The organism is Sorangium sp. So ce836, assembly GCF_028553905.1.
Classification (GTDB): domain Bacteria; phylum Myxococcota_A; class Polyangia; order Polyangiales; family Polyangiaceae; genus Sorangium; species Sorangium cellulosum_D.
In genome coordinates this window covers 8,724,472-8,747,633 of record NZ_CP102233.1, presented here as the reverse complement: position 1 = coordinate 8,747,633, position 23,162 = coordinate 8,724,472, and the positions used below count along the sequence as shown (strand labels likewise).

The 23,162-nt window shown below is 70.7% G+C and carries 16 protein-coding genes and 1 pseudogene; 13 read left to right on the top strand and 4 right to left on the bottom strand.

From position 1 onward, the window contains the following. The first annotated feature begins 40 nt into the window (after positions 1-40). Entirely contained in the window at positions 41-745 is a 705-nt protein-coding gene (locus NQZ70_RS31615; protein WP_207217536.1) for a hypothetical protein, read from the top strand. 28 nt (positions 746-773) lie between these two features. On the opposite strand, the gene NQZ70_RS31610 is transcribed toward NQZ70_RS31615, so the two are convergent. Next, on the bottom strand, positions 774-6,329 hold the full coding sequence (locus NQZ70_RS31610; protein ID WP_237244218.1) for a serine/threonine-protein kinase: 5,556 nt from the start codon (positions 6,327-6,329) through the stop codon (positions 774-776). 323 nt (positions 6,330-6,652) lie between these two features. Between NQZ70_RS31610 and NQZ70_RS31605 the strand changes: the two genes are divergently transcribed. From NQZ70_RS31605 to NQZ70_RS31585, 5 genes are all read left to right on the top strand, one after another. Then, positions 6,653-7,054, top strand: coding sequence for a group II truncated hemoglobin (locus tag NQZ70_RS31605; RefSeq protein WP_129577545.1), 402 nt, complete (start codon positions 6,653-6,655; stop codon positions 7,052-7,054). 66 nt (positions 7,055-7,120) lie between these two features. Further along, positions 7,121-7,354, top strand: coding sequence for a hypothetical protein (locus NQZ70_RS31600; protein ID WP_165374274.1), 234 nt, complete (start codon positions 7,121-7,123; stop codon positions 7,352-7,354). A 461-nt stretch (positions 7,355-7,815) separates the two neighbouring features. Next, positions 7,816-8,196: a hypothetical protein gene (locus NQZ70_RS31595; RefSeq protein ID WP_129577544.1), complete on the top strand. Its 381-nt coding sequence runs from the start codon at positions 7,816-7,818 to the stop codon at positions 8,194-8,196. Between the two features lie 1,247 nt (positions 8,197-9,443). Continuing rightward, positions 9,444-11,120 (top strand): DUF2169 domain-containing protein, encoded by a 1,677-nt coding sequence (locus NQZ70_RS31590; protein WP_129577543.1) that lies wholly within the window; start codon positions 9,444-9,446, stop codon positions 11,118-11,120. Between the two features lie 78 nt (positions 11,121-11,198). Continuing rightward, positions 11,199-12,644: a type VI secretion system Vgr family protein gene (locus NQZ70_RS31585; protein WP_129577542.1), complete on the top strand. Its 1,446-nt coding sequence runs from the start codon at positions 11,199-11,201 to the stop codon at positions 12,642-12,644. A gap of 72 nt (positions 12,645-12,716) precedes the next feature. Here the strand turns inward: NQZ70_RS31585 and NQZ70_RS31580 are convergent, their stop codons facing one another. Then, positions 12,717-14,654, bottom strand: coding sequence for a hypothetical protein (locus tag NQZ70_RS31580; protein ID WP_129577541.1), 1,938 nt, complete (start codon positions 14,652-14,654; stop codon positions 12,717-12,719). A 72-nt stretch (positions 14,655-14,726) separates the two neighbouring features. Here NQZ70_RS31580 and NQZ70_RS31575 point away from each other — a divergent pair, with 72 nt between their 5' ends. The 7 genes and pseudogenes from NQZ70_RS31575 to NQZ70_RS31545 all read left to right on the top strand — a co-directional run. Continuing rightward, on the top strand, positions 14,727-15,167 hold the full coding sequence (locus NQZ70_RS31575) for a hypothetical protein (protein WP_129577540.1): 441 nt from the start codon (positions 14,727-14,729) through the stop codon (positions 15,165-15,167). Positions 15,168-15,251: 84 nt separating this feature from the next. Beyond that, complete coding sequence (locus NQZ70_RS31570) at positions 15,252-16,328, top strand: pentapeptide repeat-containing protein (RefSeq protein ID WP_129577539.1); 1,077 nt, start codon at positions 15,252-15,254, stop codon at positions 16,326-16,328. A 40-nt stretch (positions 16,329-16,368) separates the two neighbouring features. After that, entirely contained in the window at positions 16,369-17,067 is a 699-nt protein-coding gene (locus NQZ70_RS31565) for a DUF3540 domain-containing protein (RefSeq protein ID WP_207217535.1), read from the top strand. Positions 17,068-17,129: 62 nt separating this feature from the next. Next, on the top strand, positions 17,130-17,501 hold the full coding sequence (locus NQZ70_RS31560) for a PAAR-like domain-containing protein (RefSeq protein WP_129577537.1): 372 nt from the start codon (positions 17,130-17,132) through the stop codon (positions 17,499-17,501). A 3-nt stretch (positions 17,502-17,504) separates the two neighbouring features. Further along, positions 17,505-19,586, top strand: a complete 2,082-nt coding sequence (locus tag NQZ70_RS31555) for a DUF2169 domain-containing protein (protein ID WP_129577536.1) — start codon at positions 17,505-17,507, stop codon at positions 19,584-19,586. An 82-nt stretch (positions 19,587-19,668) separates the two neighbouring features. After that, a complete protein-coding gene (locus NQZ70_RS31550; RefSeq protein WP_237244217.1) occupies positions 19,669-20,004 on the top strand; it encodes a transposase in 336 nt (111 codons plus the stop codon). Between the two features lie 122 nt (positions 20,005-20,126). Further along, positions 20,127-20,309: pseudogene (locus NQZ70_RS31545) on the top strand (IS5/IS1182 family transposase); the annotation flags it as partial. Between the two features lie 170 nt (positions 20,310-20,479). Here NQZ70_RS31545 and NQZ70_RS31540 read toward each other — a convergent pair. Together NQZ70_RS31540 and NQZ70_RS31535 are read right to left on the bottom strand one after the other, a co-directional pair. After that, positions 20,480-21,742: a dicarboxylate/amino acid:cation symporter gene (locus NQZ70_RS31540; RefSeq protein WP_237244215.1), complete on the bottom strand. Its 1,263-nt coding sequence runs from the start codon at positions 21,740-21,742 to the stop codon at positions 20,480-20,482. Positions 21,743-21,922: 180 nt separating this feature from the next. Further along, positions 21,923-23,086, bottom strand: coding sequence for a M20 family metallopeptidase (locus tag NQZ70_RS31535; protein ID WP_129577534.1), 1,164 nt, complete (start codon positions 23,084-23,086; stop codon positions 21,923-21,925). Positions 23,087-23,162 lie beyond the last annotated feature (76 nt).

Here is a 23,162-nt window from a genome sequence, read left to right as displayed (position 1 = left end):
CCGCTGATTATCGCCAGGCGTTGGGCGGACGAGAACGAAGGTGGACATGGACCGATGCCGCTCAGAGGAGCAGCCTAGGATTCACGTCACGACGGACGCGCTTCGGCTGATGCCCGTCGTGGAGCTTGAGCCCGGCCGCTTCGGTTCGGCGCCCCATCCGAGCTCGGGGCCGTGGACCGCAACAGAAAGCGATTGCTACTGGCGGGCGTGCCTTCGTGCGGGCGGTCTGGTCGGTGTCGACCCCATCGTGCCCGGCTCGTGGTTCGTTGCGATCGATGCGCTGACGTCCCAGGACGCGCTGATCACGGTCCTGCGTGTACACCTCGGCGACAGCGTTCCAGCTGATGACGAGGTCGGCGCCCTCAGCGGTGGCCTCGCGCTCGTCGACGACGGCGAGGTTCTCTTGTTACCGACCTGTTGTGGTGATCTGAGCGATCTCGAAAATTGGCGGACAGCCGCCCATCGGTCGGCCGAGTCCCCCGAGATGCTCTGGATCGGTCACCCATGGTTAATGGCCTGGCATGATGCCGCGATGCTTCACCTCCGGGAACAACCCGAAGGCGGCATGCCCGCTCAACCAAGAGAGCTCGTGGTTGAGCCAGAGATTTTGCAGCGCGCGGTGCGCCTCGCCGTGCAGGATCTCGACGTCTTCTCCGAGCGCGTCGCGTCAGCGCTGCGGCACATCCCTGGCGTCATCGACGCGCGGGCCACTGCCAAGATCCTTGTTGGTAGGAGAGCGTCTTGATGAAGCGTCAGAAAGCGCGTGGCTCGCGTCACCAGGGCCTCGTGGCGGCCGCGCGCGCCTCCTCGACGCGGCGCACGCAGGCCTCCCGGTTGGCCCTGGCGGCGGACTCGGGCACGCGCAAGAGCTCCATCCTGCGGTCGACCGGCATGCAGTAGGTGGTCGCGGCCCACAGCTTCGGGTCGTCCACGCTGCGGAGCTCCTCGAGATCGGTCCACACCCGCACCACCCGGTCGTCCGCCGCGGCGACGATGCGCTGGCCATCCGGGCTGAACGCCACGGCATTGATCGGCGAGCCGGCGCGGAGGACCAGCGGCTCGCCCGCGCCGTCGGCGTGCCACACCCGCACGGTGTGGTCCTGCGATCCGGTGGCGATGCGCCGGCCATCGGGGCTGAACGCCACCCCGAGCACCCAGTGCGCATGGCCGCGGAGGACGAGCGGCTCGCCCGCGCCATCGGCACGCCACACCCGCGCGGTCCGGTCCCAGGAGGCGGTGGCGATGCGCCGGCCATCGGGGCTGAACGCCACCGCGTTGATGTCGCCGTCGTGACCACGCAAGACCGTCGGCTCGCCGGTGCCGTCGGCGCGCCACACCCGGGCGGTGTTGTCCGATGACCCGGAGACGATGCGCTGGCCGTCGGGGCTGAACGCCACCGCGTAGATCCGATCCTCGTGGCCGCGGAGGACCAGGGGCTCGCCGGCGCCGTCGGCGCGCCACACCCGCACGGTCTTGTCGCCGGACCCGCTCGCGATGCGCTGGCCATCCGGGCTGAACACCGCCGCGTAGACCTGATCGTCGTGACCGCGGAGGACCAGGGGCTCGCCGGCGCCGTCGGCGCGCCACACCCGCACGGTCTTGTCGGAGGACCCGCTGACGATGCGCTGGCCGTCGGGGCTGAACGCGACCGAGTTGACCTCGTCCTCGTGACCGCGGAGGACGAGCGGCTCGCCGGTGCCGTCGGCGTTCCACACCCGCACCGTCCTGTCGAGCGACGCGGAGGCGACGCGCCGGCCATCGGGGCTGAACGCGACCCCGTAGATTCGATCCGTGTGGCCGTGGAGGGCGATCGGCTCGCCGGCGTCGTCGGCGTTCCACACCCGCGCGGTCTTGTCGTGAGACGCGGTGACGAGGTGATGGCCGTCGGGGCTGAACGCCACCGAATAGACCTGATCGTCGTGACCGCGAAGGACGAACGGATCACCCGTGCCGTCGGCGTTCCACACGCGCGCCGTCTCGTCCTGCGACGCGGTGGCGATGCGCTTGCCGTCGGGGCTGAACGCGACCCCGTAGATTCGATCGGTGTGGCCGCGGAGGACGATGGGCTCGCCGGTGCCGTCGGCGTTCCACACCCGCACCGTCCTGTCCCAGGACGCGGCGGCGATGCGCTTGCCATCGGGGCTGAACGCGACCCCGTAGATTCGATCGGTGTGGCCGCGGAGGACGATGGGCTCGCCGGTGCCGTCGGCGTTCCACACGCGCGCGGTCCGGTCCTGGGACCCGGTGACGATGCGCTTGCCATCGGGGCTGAACGCCGCCGAATGGACCAGATCCGTGTGGCCGCGGAGGACGATGGGCTCGCCGGCGCCGTCGGCGCGCCACACCCGCGCGGTCCGGTCGGCCGACGCGGTGACGATGCGCCTGCCGTCGGGGCTGAACGCCGCCGAGAGGACCCAGGCCTCGTGGCCGCGGAGGACGATGGGCTCGCCGGAGCCGTCGGCGTTCCACACGCGCGCGGTCCGGTCCTGGGACCCGGTGACGACGCGCTGGCCGTCGGGGCTGAACGCCGCCGAATAGACCGGATCCGTGTGGCCGCGGAGGACGATGGGCTCGCCGATGCCGTCGGCGTTCCACACGCGCGCGGTCCTGTCGGCCGACGCGGTGACGATGCGCCTGCCGTCGGGGCTATAGTCCGCGTCCAGCACCCCGTCCGGGTGGACGAGCACCGCGCGCGCGAGCCTGCTGTGCAGCGCCCAGCGCGCGAGGACGGCCCACCCCCGCGGCTCGTCGCGCGGCTCGACCTCGCGCAGGATCGCGAGCACGCTCGTGGGATCGGCCTGCAGCTCGCGCGCCGCGGCCACGCGGGTGGCGTTGCGCGCGCGCAGGGCCTCCCGATCGGCGCGCGTGGCCTGCTGGTGGGCGCGGGCCGCCAGGTACGACACCGTGAGCGCGAACGCGGTGAGCGCGGCGATCACGCCCGTGGTGAGCCGCCGGCGCAGGCGGCGCGCCCGCTCGCAGTGGGCCACGACGGCCAGGAGGTAGCGCTCCTCGCGCCGGCCGAGCCCGGCGCGCCACTCGGCCCCCTGCTCGGCGCGGCGGCGCTCGTACCACGCTCGGGCGTCGCTCGCCGCGCGATCGCGCCAGAGCAGCCCCTCGGCCTGCCCGCTCGCCTCCCATGGCTCGGCCGCGGCGCGGAGCCGGGCCAAGAACTCCGCGTCCTGCTCGCTCTCGGCGAGCCACTGCCCGAGCTTCGCCCACCGCTCGATCAGCGATTCGTGCACCAGCTCCACGGTCGTGCCCTCGCGCTCGCCGCCGGTCTCGATGAGCAGGAGCCGCGCGGCGGCGAGGTGCTGCACCACCTGGGCGGCGTCCCCCTGACCGTCCCGCGCGAGCTCGCGGAGCTCCTCCAGGCGCACGACGGCGCGCGTGCGCTCGGGCGTCACCAGGCGCAGGAGCACCGCCCGGGCCAGCCGCTGCTCGTGGGGCGGCAGCGCCGAGAGCACCGCGTCTGCGTGGGCGGACAGGGCGCCGGCCACGCCGCCGAGCCGCTCGTAGCTCTCCCGCGTCAAGATCCGGCGCTCGCGATCGCGCGCCTCCCACAGCTTCGCGGCCGTGAACTGCAGGAGCGGCAAGGGGCTCCGGGTGCTCTCCAGCGTGCTCAGCATGTGCTCGACCATGGCCGGGGTCTCGAACCGGTGGCCGGCCGCCTCGGTGGGCCGGGTCAGGGCCTCGCGCAGGCCGTCGCGACCCATGGTGGGGAGGAAGGAGAGCCCGCGGGTCACCTCGGTCATGAAGTGGTGGTCGTCGGCGATGCGATCGAGGAAGTCCGAGCGGATGGCGAGCAGGACGCGCAGCGGCGAGGAGGCGTCGTCGGCCGCGCCCGCGAGGCACGCGATGAACGCCGCCCGCGCCTCGGCGGCGGCGCCGAGCGTGTAGAGCTCCTCGAACTGATCGACGAAGAGCAGGATGCGGTGCCGCTTCCCCTCCCGGCGGCAGCGCGCGCGCAGCCGGGCGCCGAGGCTGCCCGGCTGCGCGCGCAGCGTGGCGACGAGCTCGTCGTGGTCGGGGAGCTCGGGCGAGCTCGTCGCGCTGGCGGGCTCCGCCTCGGCGACCTGCGCGAGCACGTCGACGAGCGCGGACAGCGGGCGCTGCCCCGGGCGCAGGATGAACGCTTCCCAGCGATCCCCCAGGCGCTTCAGCGCCGGGATCACGCCCGCGCGCACGAACGACGATTTGCCCGCCCCCGAGGGCCCGGCGACGGCGACGAGCTGATGGTTGCGCAGCCGCGTCATCAGGGCGGCGACCTCGCGCTCGCGGCCGAAGAAGCGCGGGGCGTCGGCCTCCTGGAACGCGGCGAGGCCGGCGAACGGGCTCTCGTCCTCGCTCAGCGCGAGCGACGTTCGGCCGGGCAGGAGGTCCTCGAGCTCGGCGAGGAGCTCCTTGGCCGAGCCGATGCGCTCGGCCGCGCGCTTCCTCAGGCAGCGGTCGATGAGGGCGCCGAGCGCGCCGACGTCCGGGCGCCGCTCGCTGGCGGCGGGCATCGGGAGCTCGAGGTTCACGACCTCCACGATCCGCGCCGCCGAGAACGGGTCGAGCGGGTGCGCCCCCGTGACCAGCTCGTGGAGGATGATGCCCACGGCCCAGAGGTCGGAGCGGGCGTCGATGTCCCCGCCCCGCAGCTGCTCGGGGGACATGTACCGGGGTGTGCCCAGGATCGTGCTTTGCGCGCTCGGCCGAGCCCGTCCGGCGAGCACCATGCGCGCGCCCGTGAACATCGAGATCCGCTCGGCCTCGATCTGCTTGGCGATGCCGAAATCGAGCACCTTGATGGAGCCGGCGTCCTCCAGGAGGATGTTCTCCGGCTTGAGGTCGCGGTGCACGATCCCGAGCTCGTGCGCGCAGGCCAGCGCGCGGACCACCGGGATCATGAGCTCGACGGCCAGGCTGGGCGACAGCGGGCCGGGCGGCGTGTGCGCGACGGGCGACGACCCGGACGCGCTCGGGTGCTCGCGCTGCGCCATCCACTCGCGCAGCGTGCGGCCCTTGACGTACTCGAGCACGAGGTAGGGGTGCCCGTGGATCTCGTCCACCTCGTGGATGACCACGATGTTCTCGTGCCTGCACCGCGCCGTGGCCCGCGCCTCGGCGAGGAAGCGCCCGATGCCTTGCCTGCTGTGCTCGCGGAGGAGCTTGATGGCGACGAGGCGGCCGAGCCTCGTGTCGCGGGCCAGGAACACGACCCCCATGCCGCCCTGGCCCAGCTTGCGGATGATCTCGTAGTGCTTGATGGTGTCGCCGACGTTCGGGGGCGCGTAGACCGCGAGGGCATCCGCCGGCGTCGTCGGAGCCTCCTCCGGGGGCGGCGTGGCCCCGGACATCTCCGCCGTCTCCACCTCCTCGGGGAGCGCGCCCTCCGGAGGCGGCGAGCCTGGGCTCGCCGCAGTCTCCGTGCCGACGGGCGCGCCGAGATCGACGAGGGTCGCGCGGCGGAGCCCGCCCGGCTCGCAGGCGTCGAGCTCGCGCAGGAGGCCCTCGGCCGTGACGAGCCGCTCGTCGGCCTCCTCCCCCTCGCTCGTCGCCCGCCGCACGATCGCGCCGACCGGGTGACCGAGGAGCGCGGGAGGGATCCGGACCTGCCCGCGGTGCTGCTGGTGGAGATCGTCCCTGTCCGGAGCGCTGACGCGGTCCGCGCGCCTGCCCGTGAGGCACTCGAGGAACATGAGCGCCCAGGCGTACAGATCCGCGCGCGCCGTCGGCGCGAGCCCCCAGATCTGCTCGGGGGCGGCATACGCCAGCGAGCCCAGGGGCTCGGTCCCCGAGGCGGGCCCTCCGCCCCGGCCGCTCCGCAGGCTCGCGGCGACCGCGGCGAGGCCGAAATCGAGCACGCGCGCGTCCCGACGCGCCGCCGAGGGGGCGATCATCACGTGCGTCGGCCGGAGCGAGCCGTGGACGATGCCCTGCCGGTGCGCGCAGGCCAGCGCGTCGAGGACCTGCCGCATCAGGTGCCGCGCCTCCTGCGGCTCGAGCGCGCCCTGCTGCGACAGCAGCTCGGCCAGGCTCTGGCCGGGCACGAGCTCGCTGACCGTGAAAACGTGCCCCTCGTCCGTCTGCCCCCCGTCGATGAGCCGGGCGATGTTGGGATGGTGGAGCCGCGCGCTGCGACGCATCTCTTGCAGGGAGCGCGCGACGTCTTCTGGATCTGCGGGGTCGCCGCCGCGGTCGAGGCGCATGAGCCTGAGGGCGATCGGCTGCCCGCTCTCGATCTGTCGCCCCTGGTAGACGGTGCCGAGGCTGCTCTCCCGGAGCACGGAGAAGAGCTCGTAGCGGCCCTGGAACACCATCCCTGGAGCGAGCGTCTCCCGGTTCATCGCAACCTCTCGGTGGCAGCCGCCTCCCCGCGGCGGCCTCGGGCGGAAGGCCCCACACCACGAGAGCATCGCGACGATCGGCGCCGTCGAGCCCGCTCGGCGTGTGGCCGGGGGCGCTCGACGAGGTGGCCGGTCCGATGCTCGGGCAGCGGATGTCGCTGCCCACCAGTTCATAAAGTGGCCCCGGCGCGTCGTCCGGCGCCGGCGCGTCGCCAGCCGCCAGCGCGTCGAGCGCGGAGCCGGGCGGACGACCCGACCCACGTCGCAGCGGACGACCCGGCCCACGTTGACGACTCCGCGGCGGATCGCTAGACGGCGTGCGAATGGTCGATGCGTCCGAGACCCCTTTCGCTCTGCTGGGCGGCGAGCCGGCGGTGCGCCGGCTGGTCGAGCGCTTCTACGACCTCATGGCCCGCGACGAGCCGGCGCTCGCGCGCCTCCACGTGTGCGACGAGCGCGGCCAGGTCGCGCGGGAGAGCCGCGACCGCTTCGCGCTCTTCCTGATCGGCTGGCTGGGCGGCCCGCAGGACTACATCGCGGCGCACGGCCACCCGCGGCTGCGAATGCGCCACGCCCGCGTCCCGGTCGATGTGGCGATGCGCGACGCGTGGCTGCGCTGCATGCGCGCGGCGATGACCGAGCTCGGCGTGCCCGCGCCGCTCCACGCCTTCCTGGACCAGCGCTTCGGCGAGGTGGCGGACTTCATGCGCAACCGGCCGGGCTGAGCCGGCCTTTCCAGCTCCGGTGAGCGCCCGCGCGCTGCTGGCGCGGGTGTTGCAGCCAAGCTCACCATGAAGAAGAAGAAGAAGAATCAGCCAGCGAAGACAGAGACCCGGCAGGAGGCGCCGGCCCCGGTTGCCGAGAGGGAAGTGACGGAGTCCTCGGGGAGCGATCTCGTCGGCGGCGCCGCCAAGGGCGCGCTCGTCGGGGGTCTCGTGGGAGGCGGCGGCGGCGCGGCCGCCGGCGGCGCTGCCGGCCTGATCGGCGGCGTGCTGGGCGACGACGACGACGAATCCGGCTGGTAGCCAAGGAGGTCCCTCCGCGCCCGAGCAGGGTCACGACGGCGCGGCATCGACCTCGATGGGTCGGCTGGCCAGGAGGTCGTCCAGCAAGGTGCGCAGCGCCACCGATTGGCTGGCGCGCCGGTGCGCGGGTCGCCCTCGACGATGCCGGTCTCCCCGAGGACCCGCAAGGCGCAGCTCGTGCGCCATCGGACCCCCCCTGGAGCACCGATCAGCTTGAAGACCGAGAATGAACCACAGAGGCGCAGAGGACACAGAGGAGAGGCAGGGGAAGGAGAGGCAGGGGAATGGCACGTCCATTTCTCTCTCCTCTGCGCCCTCCGTGCCTCTGTGGTTCAAGATCTCTCTTGCACGCGGCCTTTCAACCTGTTCGGTGTTCTAGACAGACCTGGTCCGGCGGTTTCGGTTGACCAATCGACTGATAGTTCGGCAGGCTGGCGTCGTCGCGACATGTTGAGGAAGAGATGAGCATATCCATCGTTGACGCATGGCGCACGCGGGAAGCGCGTGAGTTCTTCCGGAGCGTTTGGCCAATGTATGTCCACGAGATCTCCGGCTTCGATACGAGCTTCTACGTCCTGGACGAGGCCGGTCGATGGCAACCGGACATCGTCAACGATTGGGTCTCAAGCGTGACACCGCCCGGCAACCTGCGGACTCCGCAGTCGGATCAGGGCCCAACGCAGCCGTTCCAGCGAGCGCACGTCATTACAAGCGACGCCCGACCGGTCGGGTTCGTGTGTGTTGGCCTACGAGCGTTCAAATGCATGCCGGACGACGTCGATCTCAGCATCGCGGAGTTCTTCTTGAGAATGAACTCGACGGCGCTTCGCGGCTCGGCTTGATTCAGGCATTGGGCCGGCAGAGTGCGGGGACGCAGGCACGAGCCCGAAACAGGCGGCAGCGCATCGAAGGGCCCGACGACGGGGCGGCAAGCGAAGGAGAATTCCTCGGCGCTGTGCCGCCGGGCCAGGCGCCGACCCCGATCGGGGATGCCGCGGGCCCTCAACCGCGGGCGACGCGGCGGCGTAGGGCGCCCCGTTGGGCCACGCCGGAGCCGCCCTCGGCGGGGAGACAGGCGGAAACTATCAAAATCGCTACTGTTTCCGGCGACCGCTCGCGATCGATCAGTCAGCAAGGCCATCACGATCAGCGGCAGCACGTTCCTGCGAGAGAGCAGGTCGGCGAAGTCCGGGACGCTGATCGCGCCCACCAGCTGGTCGCCGAGGCTGACCGGCGAGGGCGTGCGCGGCGATCAACCTCTCGCCGCGATGGCGACCTTTCTTTGGAGTCGAGGGAGGACGGGCGCGTAATGGCAGCACGACCGCGATCCTCTCGCCCGCCCGGGTCTTCAGCGTGACACAGGGCATCTCGGTTCGACACCTGGATCGTCTGCTGGGAGGGCTGCTTCTGGCGATGTCGCCACGGGTCCCGTGGGTACAGCTCTCGCGGCGGATCTATCAGATCGACCTGCTCTCCTGTACTGGTCGTGGCGGGGAGGTGCGTCATTCAGATGCTGTAACCGAGCCAGCGGCGGCGACGGAGATGCTCGCGCGACTTGGACCGCCGCTAGAAGCTCCGGAATGCCGAGCGCGCGATCCCACCGACGGGGATGACCTGGTCCGATGGGCCCAGGTGTGCAGAGTGAGGCATCGTGCCTGAGCCGCGAGCCGACCCGGAAAGTGCAGGCCGCGCCGTGAGGACGAAGTGCGCCGGCACACCGCGCGGCTGAGGGCTCTGCGTCGCCCTGCCGGGGGCGAAGCCGGGCCGTTTCAAACGAGCTCCCGCAGGCTGTGGCGTGAGGGCGGCCCCTTCGACGCATGCGTAAGTTATTGATATAGCGCCATTTTTCTTTCCAGGAGAGCCGGATCGCATGAAAAATGTTCTGTCAACCCAGGGCAGGTCCCAAAGGTGGGGCTTGACGTCTCCGAAACGTTTGGACCTGCTTCTCCCCGCCAGGCCTCGTCCCCGCTGAGCTCGACACGGGCGAAGGTTCACCATTTCCTTCTATGGAACGTGGTGTCAAGATAGATCCAGGGCCCCCTGAGGCCTCGCGGATCAGGCGCCTGGAGAGACGACGAGAGGAGAGGAAATGAGCGGCGGGCTGTTTTCAAGTGACGCGATCGTGACCGCACCGGGCTGCGCCGCCGCGGCCATCGCCTGGCGTTATCGGGGCCGTATCCACGCGACGATCGTGGTCAAAGCGACATTTTGTCTCGTGCCCGACGGCACCATGCGACGGATCGAGCCCGAGCGCATCGTCGAGCACGACGTCCCGCATCACGACGACCCGAGCAGCAGCACCCGAATCACCCGCGATCTGGCACCTCATCTGACCAAGGTCGATGTCGTCCTGACGGGACACGCCTATTCACCCACCGAAGCGCCTGCGCAGTCGGTGCAGGTGGGCTTGGCCGTGGCCGACGAGGGGCGCACGCTCCTGCAGAAGTCGCTCCTGGTCCGCCACACCGCGGCATTCCAGCGAATGCCTCTCGTGTACGAGCGGGCGTTCGGCGGGACGGGGTATTTCGACAACCCCGTCGGCCTGGGGGCGCTTCCCGGTGACGGGGAGCCCAACCTCGTCGCGCCGGCCGACCCGCGCCGGCCCGCGTGTCTCGGCCCGATCGGCGGGACATGGCCCTCCCGCCGCAAGCTCCTCGGCGCGTGCCAGAGGACGAGCATCGAAGCTCCGTTCGCGGAGATCCCCGATGATTTTGCGTGGGAATACTTCCAGGCAGCGCCGCCTGATCAGCGGCTCGACCGCCTGCGCGGCGGCGAGTGGATCGTGCTCCACGGCGTGCGCCCCGGCGTGCCGCGCCTCGCCACGAGGGTGCCGCGCGCGCGCGGTCTCGCGAGGGTCTCCGGATTGACCGAACACGGCATCACGGATGGGACGCTCGTGCTCAGCGCGGACACGCTCCGTATCGACGCCGATGGAGAGCGGTGCACGCTCGTGTGGCGCGGGCAACTCGCGCTGCCCAGCCGCTTGGCGCTCGCGTCCATGCGGGCGGTCGCGTCCGTGGAGGTCGAGGGAGAGCCGCTGTCATGGCCCGAGAGCTCGACGCCGGCTGCGAGGGTGCAGCCGGCGCCGATTCCCACGGCCTCCGGCGAGTCGGAGGCCGGGGTCACCGCCGACGCTGCGCGGCACGGCGCCATGCCTTCGAGAGCGCGCCTGCTCCGCACCGTGCCGCTGGAGGATGAGCCCGAGGGGGCGCCGCGCCTGAAGCCCGCCACGCTGCCGTTCCGTCCGGACCTGCCGCCAGCGATTCCACCGGCGCCGGCTCCTCAACCTCGGCGCCGAGGACGCGAAGACCTCCTCCTCACGCAACCGTTCCCGACCGCCACGGGAATGGTGTCGCAGAGGCTGGAGCGCGGCACGCTGCCATTTGTGGTGAATCGTCCGTCAGACAGCGCGCCGCACCCCGTTCGCGGCGCGTCGCCCGCCGAGCTCGAAGAACCAGCGCACCGCGCGCCTGCCGCCGGACGCGACGGCGCTGCTTCGTCGGCCGCGGGGCCTCCGCCGCCGGATAGCCCGCCGCGAGCGGCGCCGGGGCCCGACGCGTCGCCGGCGGGTTCGGCGGTGCCCCCGAGCCCCGCGGCGCCGCGAGCCGCCGGGGCCGCGCCCAGGAGGGGTTACGCGGCGGAGCCGCAGGCCTCCTCCGAGGGTGAGCCTCCGCTGCCGGCGCCGCAGCCACCGCCGCGAGCGCCGGAGGCTCCCGTTCGTTCGGTGGACGTGAAGCGCGTGCTCTACGGCCGCTTCACCCGGTGACGGCCATCGCAGCGGAACATCGGGCGAGAATCGCCGTATCGCTTGACGTGGTCGGCATTCCGCGGTCTCTTGATATCCATGTCGGCAAGGCACCCGCTCACCATCCGCCTGGAATCCGCGGCGTTCCGCTGCGATCACGTGCGGGTCCGCACGCTCCGCGGCCGTGAGGTCATCTCGCAGCTCTTCTCGTTCCAGATATCGATCCTGTGCCTCGATCCCGAGGGGCTGCCGAGGGACGAGGTCGTGGGCGCCGAGGCGACGATCGTCATGGAGCGGGACGGCGTCGTGTTCAGGCGTGTTCACGGCATGATCGCCGAGCTCGTGGACCGCCTGGAGGTCGAGGCGGAACACCGGAGCTACGATCTGCTCCTCGTCCCGCGCGCGTGGCGCCTAACGCTGGTCGAGACGCAGGAGATCTTGATGGATCTCACCATCCCACAGATGATCCAGCAGAAGATCGAGCTCGTGGGCATCGCGTCGGATGTCCAGCAGCGGCTCCTCGAGGCCTATCCGCCGCGCGAGTTCGTCGTGCAGTACAGGGAGAGCGATCTCGCGTTCATCTCGCGCCTCGCGGAGCACCTCGGGATCAGCTTCTTCTTCGAGCACGGCGAGGAGCGCGAGGTGCTGGTGCTCACCGATCACATGGAGGGGTTCGGCGCCGTGGGCGATGGCGGCGACGTGCCTTTCCGGCCCAGGGGCGAGCAACGCGACGTCTTCTCGCTGGAGGTGAAGACACGCCTCATCCCGGCCGGGTACGTCGTACAGGACTACAACTATCGAAATCCGCGCATCGACCTGACCGCGCATCACGAGCTTCCTGCGGCGTATGCAGGCGGCGTCGTGGAGTACGGCGCGCACTTCAAGACGCCGGACGAAGGGAAATTCTTCGCCCGGGTCCGCGCCGAAGAGCGCCAGTCCACGCGCGATGTCTATGTCGGGGAGAGCGATATCCCCGCCTTCGGCGCGGGCCTGCGGTTCACGCTGGAGGGACACCGCCACGTGCAGGAGAGCGGCCTCCTGCTCGTCGAGGTCGAGCACGAGGCGAACCAGGTCGTGGGGGGGCACGGCGGCGTCGAGAGCGCGCCTTCCTACAGGAACTCGTTTCGCGCGATCCCCGCGAGCCGCGCGTACAGACCGCCCAGGATCACGCCGAGGCCGCGGATCCACGGGCTGCTCAGCGGGGTCGTGGAGTCGAACTCGGTGGGGCAGCGCGCGCGGATCGATCCGAAGGGCAGGTACACCGTCCAGTTCCATTTCGACACCGCGGCGGGCGGCGGCGCCAAGGCGTCGCGGCCGGTGCGCATGGCGCAGCCGCACGCGGGACCAGGCTACGGCATGCATTTCCCTGTCAAGCCGGGGACGGAGGTGCTGCTCGGGTTCATCGACGGCGATCCTGACAGGCCCATCATCGTCGGCGCGATCCCCAACGAGTCGGCGCCATCCCCGGTCACGGCCTCGAACGCGCACGTCAATCAGATCAGGACCGTCTCGGGCATCGTCGTCGAGCTCGACGATTACGTCTGATCACGACGCGGAGCCCAGCGCTCGGCATCTAGATCCTCGGAGAGAGCGACGACCGCCGCTGGAGGACCAGGGTCACCCCAGGTTGTGCCGCTTGCCGACGAGAGTCAAGCCTTTCGCGCTCGCGATGATGGCTGCATCTTCTTTGTAGTTCAGCGCGCTGAAGTTCGGCGCGATCGACACGCTGCCGGCGTGGAGCCGGCTCAGACTGATTCTGCTCGGGTCCATGATCAGGGAGTCGTTCGCGCCGAAGGAGAGCTTCACTTGCCTGTCGTCGAGCTCCAGGCTGGACGCGCCGCCGCGGGCGACGACGCTCACGGCGTCGAGCTCGATGCCTGCGGGACCAACCCTGATCATGTTGCGGTCCGTGCCGAGCTCGATGTTGCCCTCGTCATCCATCCTGATAACACCTCTGCCGACCCGGATCACGAGCGACTGCGCCCTCACCTCGATGCTGCTCGTGCGTGGCTCCGTCGCTGAACCCTCGCCGCTGCCGATCGTGATCGCCTTCCCCTTGAGCTCGATCGTGCCACCGTCCTGGTGCTTGTTGGTCGACGCCTCGATCGAGATCTCTTCCGCGGAGTGCACATTCACCGACTTGCCACCAAACACCTTCACGGCGCCCGTCGAGGCCGTGATGCCGACGTCGTCCCCCGCCCAGATCCCCGCGTCGACCAGGCCGAAGATCGCTGGGTACATGGAGACCAGCGCGAGCCCCGCCACGCCGTGAACGACGGTATACGCAGGGCTGAAGATCGAGATGCCGCCCGCGCCGAAGAGCGTGACGCCCGGGACCAGGCCGCCGGCGCCCAACCCACCGAGGACGGGGGCGGCGAGGGCCGCGACCGCGCCGGCGATCTCCACGAACTGCTTCAAGCGCGGCGTGTCGGCGCGATCTTCCAAGTAGCTCCGCCCCGCGTCCCAGAAGAGCTTGGTAGCGACGGCCATGTCAAACGCGGTGAAGGTGATTGCAAGGGTGTCAATCGTCCCAGTGTCTGGCGTGCTGTCGAACGCTGCGCCGTCCTCGCGCTTGACCTTGACGCCGGCGCTGATGGTGACGCCGCCCTTTCCCGCCACGTACGCCGTGCCGTTCGAGCTGAGGATCGCCTTCCCGCTCGATCCTTGCTGGTGCAGCTGCGCGAAGCCATCTCCTTCTTCGCCGCCGTCGGCCTGGAGAAAGATGTCTCCGCCCGCTTGCGCGAAGATGCGCTTGTTGCGCGCGCTGAGGTAGATGTTCGAGTCGGCGTCGAGGCCGCAGCCGTCGACGTTCGAGAAGGTGCCCGCCGGGCTGCTGGTGACGCCGGCCCCGAGGAACAGGCGCGCGTGGTCGAACGGCACCTCGACCTTGAAGCGCTGTGCGTCCGCGTCCACGAACTCGATGTCGCTGGGGACGACACCGGCGCCCGAGATCGATGCGAAGAGCTGCGAGCCCGAGAGGCGGAGCGTGGCCTGGGCGGGGCCGATCGCATCAGGCACGTAGGTGACCGCGATAACCGTCGGCACCGACGTGCTCGGCACCCTCGCGGGGGAGATCGTGAACGTGCCCCCGACCTCCGGGCTCAGCACGAGCTCGACGTCGCTGCCGGTCGCGTTCGTGACGAAGAGCACCTCCACGCGGCTCTGCCCGACCGGAACGTCGCCGAAGGCGATCGCGCTGGGATCGATCGTCAGGCTCGGGATGGTCGTGCCGGAGAGCGCGCAGCGCCCGAGCTCGCCCGACAGGCCAGTCGCCGTCAAGGCCGCCCTGTGCGTGCCTTCGGCCGCGGATTGATACTGCAGGAACAGCTCGGCCTCTTGCCCGGCGTCGACCGTCGTCGCGTCGCCCAGGACGCTGAACTCGGCGGCGCCGGGATCGAGCGCGAGGCTCACCGCCTCCTCCGTGCCGTTCTGCACCACGACCACGCGCACGTCGGCCGCCCCTGCGGGCACGGGCCCGAAGCGCAGCGCGGCGGGGGAGAAGGTCAGCGAGCTCGCTCTGCCGGTGGAGGCGGGGGTCGGCTGGGTCGACGTCATGGGCGCGCCCACTATGCCGGAAGACGGCCCCGGCCCATACCCCTAAGCGCAGCACTCTGCTATACGGCCCGGATGGGCAGCCCCGAGGACGCCGAGAGCGCGATCAAAGCGATGCAAGAGGCCATGAAGGCGAGCGGCGCCGTGAACCCTGCCGAGCCCGGCGCGATGCCGATCGACTGGTCCACGGAGGCGACGCCCGTTGCGGCGAACGGTGTGCAGGTCCTGCACTCGCCGCGCCAGTTCGCCGTCGTGTTCACCGACCACGCGCCGTTTCCGGGCCGCAACGCGCTCGATGGGCGCGCCGGAGCGGAGCGCGCGCGTGTGGTCTCCTCGCTGCGGCTCGACCCCGAGACGTATTTCCAGGCGCTCTGCGTGATGGCGTCGAACTGGAACCGCTTCGTGGAGGCGCATATCCCGCCGCAGATGCGGCAGCCGCGGTTCAAGCTGATCGACGCCGGCGACGGGCAGCTCTACGGGATCAAGCGTCCCAAGGAAGAAGACGACGGCGCGTGATGCGGAGGAGGGCACTTTTCCCCCTGGGCGCCCGGCGCCGCTGGTAGGATGGCGCGTGCGCCGAGCCGGCGCTGAGGAGCCACGATGACCGCAACCGCCGTTGTCACGAGCCGCGCTCATCTGATGGAGCTCTGCGCTCAGGGCAGGGCGCGGGGTGTGCGCGTCGAGGCGGTGGACCTCGCCGGCATCGATCTGCGCGAGATGGACCTCCAGCGAACGCAGTGGGTGAGCGTGTCGCTCGCGGGGGCCAAGCTCGCCGGGTCGCGGCTCACCGGCGCGCAGTTCTCGGGGGTCGAGCTCGCCGGGGCCGACTTCACCGGCGCCGACCTGGCCGATACCCGGCTTCTCGGCGCAATCCTCACGCAGGCGCTCCTCGTGGATGCCAACCTGGAGGGAGCCGATCTGACCGGCGCCGATCTGCGCGAGGCGCGCTTCCTCCGCACGGACCTCTCGGACGTCACGCTCGCGGGCGCGTCGCTCGCCGGGCTGGATCTCACGACGTGCCGTGTGGGGAGCTCCGCGCTCGGCGCGGCCGATCTTCGGGGAGCACGCTTCTTTCTGGCGGACTTCAGCGGCGCGGACCTCACGACGTGCAAGCTGGACGAGCGCACCGAGCTCCGCCAGTGCCTGCTGGAGCGGGTCGAGGGCTCGGGTGTGAGCTTCCGTGGCGCGAGCCTCGAGGATACCAACCTGTCCGACGCCAGGCTCGAGGGCGCCGATCTGCGCGGGGTCAAGGCGGGCCAGAGCTGCTTCGCGCGGGCCGATCTGCGGCGCGCCAAGCTCATGGGCCTCCAGGGCAAGCGCGCGGACTTCACCGAGGCGAGGCTCGATGGGGCCGATCTATCGCAGGCCCTCCTCGAGGACGCCGAGCTCGTCCGCGTCATGGCGCCGGGGGTGCAGCTTCGAGGCGCAAAGCTGGGTCAGGCCAGGCTCGGCAAGGCCGATCTGCGGGGCGCCTCGCTCGAGGGCGCCTCGCTTTCGTGGGCAGACCTGTCCCACGCGGACCTGAGCCACGCCACGCTGGCCGATGCCATCCTCGATTTCGCGAACACGCACCGCGCGAACATGAGCCAGGCGCGGCTCTCGGGCGCGAGCAGAAATGGCCTGCGCGGGACCGATCCAGACCGAGCGGCGGCGGAAGATTTCTCTACGAGCGGGTGACATCATGAAGACAGGACATGGGGCAGCGCAGCGAGGAGGAGTGTCCGTCCAGCCCGTGGTCGAGGCGCTCGTGCTGGGCGTGGAGGAGGGGCGCGTCCGCCTGCGCGGCGTTTCGCGCTCGGAGACCGAGTGGGCGGCCCGCATCGCGGTGCCGGGTTATCGCCCTTCGACAGGCGATCGCGTGCTCGTCCAGGAGGCGGACTCGGGCACCGTCTACGTGACGGGCGTCGTGCACGCCGCGCAGTCATCCCAGCTCGTGGCGCCTTCCGGGGCCAGGGCGACCGTCGAGGGGCAGGTGCTCGCACTCTTCGATCCCGGAGGCGCGCTGGTCGCGAGCCTGGATGGTGCCACGGGCGAGCTGAGGATCTCCGCGACGTCCGATCTCGAGCTCTCGGCGCCGGCCGGACGCGTGATCCTCTCGGCCGGCGTGGATGGGAGCAAGATCGAGCTGACGCAGGATTCGATCGCGCTGGCGAGCGAGAAGGCACGCGTCTCCGCGGGAGCGCTCGCGGTCGATGCCGTCAAGGCGGACTGGGCGGTGGGCCAGTGGGAGCTGCGCGCCGGCCGCGTCATCGAGCGCGCCATGGATGTGTTTCACGACGTGGAAGGGCTCCTCGAGACGCGCGCCGGGCGTCTTCGCACGCTGGTGTCGAGCACCCTCGAGCTGCTCGGGCGCCGGACGACGATCACGTCGGAGAAGGATACGCGCATCGACGGCGAGCGCGTGCTGCTCGGCTAGCGGCAGGAGAAGCAGGAGCGAGCGCGATGATGCCAGCGGGATCGAAGGGTGGGGGCACTTGCATGGGCATGCCCGACGTGTGCAAGGTTCCTGCGCCGCCGGCCCCGCCCATTCCGACGCCGTTTCCCAACATGGCCATGGTGAGCAACGCCACGGCGACCTCGACGAAGGTGATGATCGAGAACAAGTACGCTGTCGTCGAGATGTCCGAGATACCGACCAGCAACGGCGATCAGGCAGGGGTCGCGGGAGGTGTCGTCTCAGGGACGGTGGCGCAGAAGGTGGTGTTCAAGCGCGGCAGCTCGAAGGTCAAGATCGAGGGCAAGGGCGCGGTGTACCTCACGGCGCCGACGGCGCATAACGGCGCCAACGCCAACATGCCGGCGGGGCTCCACGACTCTCCGAGCCAGGCCAAGGTCCTGGTCGCGCTCTGAGCCATGCTCGATCTGCCGGTTCGCCGCAGGGAGACGGTGCCCATCGTCACCCATGGATCCATCGCCGCGGCCGTCCGCCCGTGGCAGCTCCTGCCGCCGCAGGACGCGCTCGTCGTGGTGGTCAAGAGCTCGATGACCATCGTCCCGGAGAGGCTGGCCGAGCCGCTCCCGCCGAGCGAGCAGGAGCCCCCGACCGGGGACGTTTATTTCGACGATGATCCACAAGGGACGCTCAGGTACGCGTCCGACCATGCGCCTTTCAAGCCGAGTGCCGATATATTGATGGTGGGGCACGCGTACGCACGGCCGCAGCGATCCGGCGCCACGAGCGTGCAGCTCGCCTTCGGCCAGAGCTTGCGGCTTTCGCTGGCAGCGATCGGCGATCGGAAGTGGCAGATGAGCGGGCCGTCGGCGCCGAGCCCGTTCGATCGCATCCCGCTCCGCTACGAGCGGGCCTTTGGCGGACCGGGGCACCGCGAGAACCCCGTTGGCCGGGGTCTCGTCCAGGGGGTCGCCGGCCCCTGGCTGCCGAACCTGGAGCGAGGGGACAAGCTGCTTCGCAGCGAGCAGGATCGTCCGGCCCCCGTGTGCTTCGCGCCGGTCCCCGCCACCTGGGCGCTCCGGGCTTCGCGGCTGGGCACGTACGACAGCACCTGGCTCAAGGAGCGATGGCCGTATTTCCCGCGAGACTTCGACTGGAGGTACTTCAACGCGGCGCCGCCCGAGCAGCAGATCGCATATCCGCGCGGCGACGAGGACTTCTATCTGGCGGGCGTGCACCCCAGGCTCTCGGTCATCAACGGCAAGCTCCCTGGCCTCGCGCCTCGGACCTTCGCGCAGCAGACCCGCGAGGCAGGCGGCAAGCTCAGGGAGATCCCGCTGAACCTGGACACGGTGTGGTTCGACGCGGACGCGCTGAAGGTCTGTCTGGTGTGGCGTGGCATCCTCAATGTCACGCGTGAGGACGCGCCCGAGATAGCGCTGCTCTATGCGTGCATGGATGATGTTCATGCCAAGACAGCCACCGAGACGATACAGCAGCGACTCTTTGCCCGGATCGAGGGCGAGATGGCTCCTCGGGTCTCGAAGGCGCCTGGCCCCGAGGCGCCGCCGCCTGTCGGCAGCGCCGAGGATGGGTTCCTGGCGGGGCCGGTAGAGCTCCCGCCCGCGATGCCGAGGGAGGAGGCAGCGGCGCTCGTGGCATCCGGGGCCGTCCTGTCGGGCGTGAGCTTTTTTCATTGCGACCTCACCGACATGGACTTTCGCGGCAAGGACCTCACGGGCGCGCGTTTCAGCGGTGCCAGGCTCGAGGGGGCGCTCTTCGACAGCGCGGATCTCGCGGGCGCCGATCTCGACCGCGTCTCGGCGGCGCGCGCGAGCTTCAAGGGCGCAAACCTCGCGGGTGCGAACCTCTCCGGAGCGAACCTGACGAACGCGATCTTCTCCGGCGCGAGGCTCGCCGATGCGACGCTTGCCGATGCCAGCGCTTCCGGGGCAGCGTTCGATGGCGCGGAGCTCGCGCGAGCCAACCTGGCCGACGCGACGCTGATTGGCGTCGTCTTCGACGGGGCCAGCGCCGCCGGCGCGACGTTCTCGGGCGCGGCGCTGCGCCTCGCGACGTTTCGGCGCGCGGTCCTCGACGACGCGCAGATGTACGATTGTTCGGCCGAGGAGTCGAGCTTCGACGATGCGTCCATGGTGCGGTTCAGGGCGGATGACGCGAAGCTGTCGAAGGGTTCGTTTCAGCGCGTCAGGGCGCCTGGGTGCTCGTTTCAGGCCGCCGAGCTTCGGTCGGCAAACTTCATGGAAGCGGATCTGAGCGCCGGGATCTTCTCGCACAGCGTGCTCGATCATGCCGTGCTCCATCGGGTGACGGCCAAGGGCGCTCGTTTCCGGCATGCCAGGATCTTCCGGGCGCATGCGGTCAAGGCGAATTTCATGGAGGCCGATTTCGAGAGCGCCGATCTGAGCCATGCCGATCTTCGTGGCGCGAACCTCTACTCGGCTGAGACGTTGAAGGCCACACTGGATCAGACGCGCCTGGATCAGGCGCTCTTGGCAGGCTCGAAGCTCGCGAGGAGCTAGGCGGGGGGCGGGCGCCTTCGGAGCCGGCATTGGAGCCGGAGACCGGAGGCAGCATGACGCGCAGGACGAGCAAGATGCCGAGATGCGCCACGGCAGAAAGAGCCGCTCGAAGCGGCTCGACGGCTACAAGGAACATATCGCACGAGACCTTGGCCTCCCCGTCATCGTCGCCTGCGCCGTCACACCCGCGAATCGGCCCGAAGAAGAGGGAGCCGCGCCGATCGCCAAGGACATCGAGCGTCAGCAGCTGCGCAGCGCCGAACTCCACATTGATCGCGCCTATGTGAACCGTCCCGTCGTTGACGACGTGATCCGCGCGAAGGGCAAGGTGTTCTCGAGGCCGTGGGGCAGCGGGCTCGCAGCCCCGACTTGTTCTGCAAGCGCGACCTCAAGATTGACCTGCGCACCAAGACGATGACGTGCCCGGCGGGACAGGTCGAAGTGTTCGAGCCCGGCGACACGGTCGAGTTCGATCCTTAGGAGTGTGGCGCATGCCCCCTCCGAGCCCAATGCACCCAAGCCGCCTCGGGACGAGGGCGAACCGTGTCCATCGCCGAAGACGAAGCGCTGCAGAGCAAGCTCCGGGAGCTGCAGCAGACCGGGCCAGGACGCGCCGTACTCAGGCAGCGCACGGCTGTGGAGCATGCGCTCGCCCACATCGCGGCGCGGAAACGACACAGCGCGCGCTACATCGGCGCCAGGAGAAACCTGTTCGACCTCTAGCACTACTGCGGGAAGTCGGACGGGGAAGCGAACCGCCATGGCGCCAAGGGCGCCAAGAAACTAGGGAAATGGGAGGGGGAAATGCCGGGACGGCGCTTCCTCTGTCCCCTTGGCGACCTTGGCGCCATGGCGGTTTTTCTGCCGATCCGGGGCAACTTCCCGCAGTAGTGCTAGGCGCCGGCCTCCGGCGGCGCGGCGTCCGCCGGCCGCTCGTGCCAGGCCGGGCCGTCGAGGAGGCGGGCCACCATCATGCTGCTCACGTTGTCGCCGACCGCGTTGACCAGCGTGGCCGGCGGATCCACGAGCGCGCCGACCGTGGAGATGATGGGCAGCGCCTCCATCGGAAACCCGAAGAGCGAGACGATCACCAGCTCTCCGATGAATCCCCCGCCGGGGATGCCGCTCATCACGGTGCCGCTCAGGAGCGCGACCCCCAGCACGGCCAGGTACGTGTCCGCCCCGCCGAGCTCGCGGCCGAAGACGCCGAAGAGCAGCGCGGTCTTGAGCACCGCCGAGAGGCACGAGCCCTCCATGTGGATGGTCGCGCCGATCGGGATGATCACCTCCGCGATGTCGTCAGGCACCCGGGAGCGCCGCGCCGCCTCGAGGTTCGAGGGGATGGCCGCCATGCTGCTCGAGGTCGCGAGCGCGGTGAGCGCCGGCGCCGGGATGTTCTTCCAGAACGCCCTCGCCGCGCGCCCGCGGCCGGCGAGCCACGCGTAGAGCGTGAAGGCGAGGAAGAAGTACGCGGCGGCGAGCGGATAGAAGAGCCCGATGGCGCGGACGTACGACTGGAGCAGCGTCGGGCCGAAGGCGCCGACGAGGTGCGCGAAGTAGGCGCCGAGGCCGATCGGCGCGTAGTACATCACGAAGTCGACGAGCTTGAGCATCACCTCGTTCGCCGAGGCGAGCAGGCGCGCGACCGGCTGGCCGCGCTCGCCGGCGGCCGTGGTCCCGAGGCCGACCAGGAAGGCCATGACGATGAGCGGCAGCACGTTCCTGCGGGAGAGCAGGTCGCCGAAGTCGGGGACGCTGACCGCGCCCACCAGCTGGTCGCCGAGGCTGACCGGCGCGACCTCCGGCTTGCCGGGCAGCGTCACCTGCAGGCCCTCGGCGGGCGGGTAGAGCGCGACCGCGGCGAGCATCAGCGCCGACGCGACAAGGCCGGTCGCGACGAAGACGCCGAGCATCGCGGTCATGATGCGCCCGAGGCGCCGCAGGCTGCTCATGCCCGCCACCGCGGAGGAGATGGAGAAGAAGATCAGCGGCACGACGAGGGTGAACAGGAGGTTGAGGAAGAGGTCGCCGAGCGGCTTGAGCACCGCCGTGCGCTCGCCGAGCGCGAGGCCGAGCCCGGCGCCGGCGGCGATCGAGGCGAGCAGGAGCAGGGTGAAGCGGTGGGAGGTGAGGAGGGTCCGCAGCGTTCTCGTCATCGCGGCCGCCAGCATGGCGCCACGGCGGGGGGGAGCGCGCGGGCGTCGCCGCTCGCCGCCGTCCGGACGCAACCAGGTTGAGCCGGGGCCGCCCGTCGCCTCACCCAGGTTGAGCCGGGCAGGTCGGTGGCTCACCCAGGTTGAGCTCGGCCGCCTCGCACCCAGGTTGCGCTGGCCGCGTCACTCCGGCCTGAGCGCTGACAGTGCCGCCCTCGTAAAAATTTCCGCGATGAGCCCGATCGCGCGCTCATCGAGGTCGAAAGCGTGGTGGTGGTGCGGCGCCGCGGTCGGCCCGCCCGCGCCCACCGTGAAGAGGCACCCAGGCACGCGGGTCGTGAACTCCGAGAAATCCTCGCTGACCGTGAGCGGCCCCGGATCCATGACCTCGGCGCGCTGCGTCGCCCGCGCCGCGGCCGCGACAAGATCCACGGGCGCCGCGGCGTTGGCCGTCACGGGCGAGCTCGACAGCACCCTGAACTCGCACGAGGCCCGCAGCGCCGAGCACACCCCCGAGGCGATTCCCTGGAGACGGTCGAGCGCGTGCTCCCGGTTCGCTTGCGAGAACCAGCGCACCGTGCCCTGGAGCGCCACGCGCTCGACGACGACGTTGGCCGCGTTCCCGCCGGAGATGGCCGAGATGCTCACGACGAGCGGCTCGCCCGGCTTCGTCTCGCGCGAGACGATCGACTGCAGCGCGGTCACGACCTGCGCCGCCGTGTAGATCGGATCGACCGACAGGTGCGGCAGCCCGCCGTGGCCCGCCTTCCCGACCACGGCGATCTCGAACGTGTCGATCCCCGCGAAGAACGGCCCGGGCCGCGTCGCCACCACCCCGAACGGCAGCGGCGAGAGCACGTGCGCGCCGAGCGCCTGATCGACGCCGTCGAGCGCCCCCGCCTCGATCATCCGCAGCGCGCCGCCCGCGAGCTCCTCCGCGGGCTGGAAGAGGAAGCGGACCCTGCCGGCGATGCGGTCCCGCCGCGCCGCGAGCAGCGTGGCCGCGCCGAGCAGCGCGCTCACGTGGGCGTCGTGGCCGCACGCGTGCATCACGCCCCTCGCCTCGGACGGGAAGTCGTGCCCCGACCGCTCCTCGACCGGCAGCGCGTCCATGTCGGCGCGCAAGAGCAGGGTGCCGCCGGCGCGCTCGCCCTCGAGGTCGGCGATGACGCCCGTCCCGGCCACGCCGGTGCGCACCGACAGGCCGAGCTTGCGCAGCCGCTCCGCGACGATCTGCGACGTGCGCACCTCGGCGTAGCCGAGCTCGGGGTGCCGGTGCAGATCGCGCCGCACCGCCACGAGATCGCGATCGAGGAGCTGCACGTCCCTGCTCAGATCATCGGCCATGCCGCGATGGTACCACCCGCCTCGACGCGCCGCCCCGGCGACCGCTGCCCCTCGGGCGCGCGAAGCGCTGGTCCCG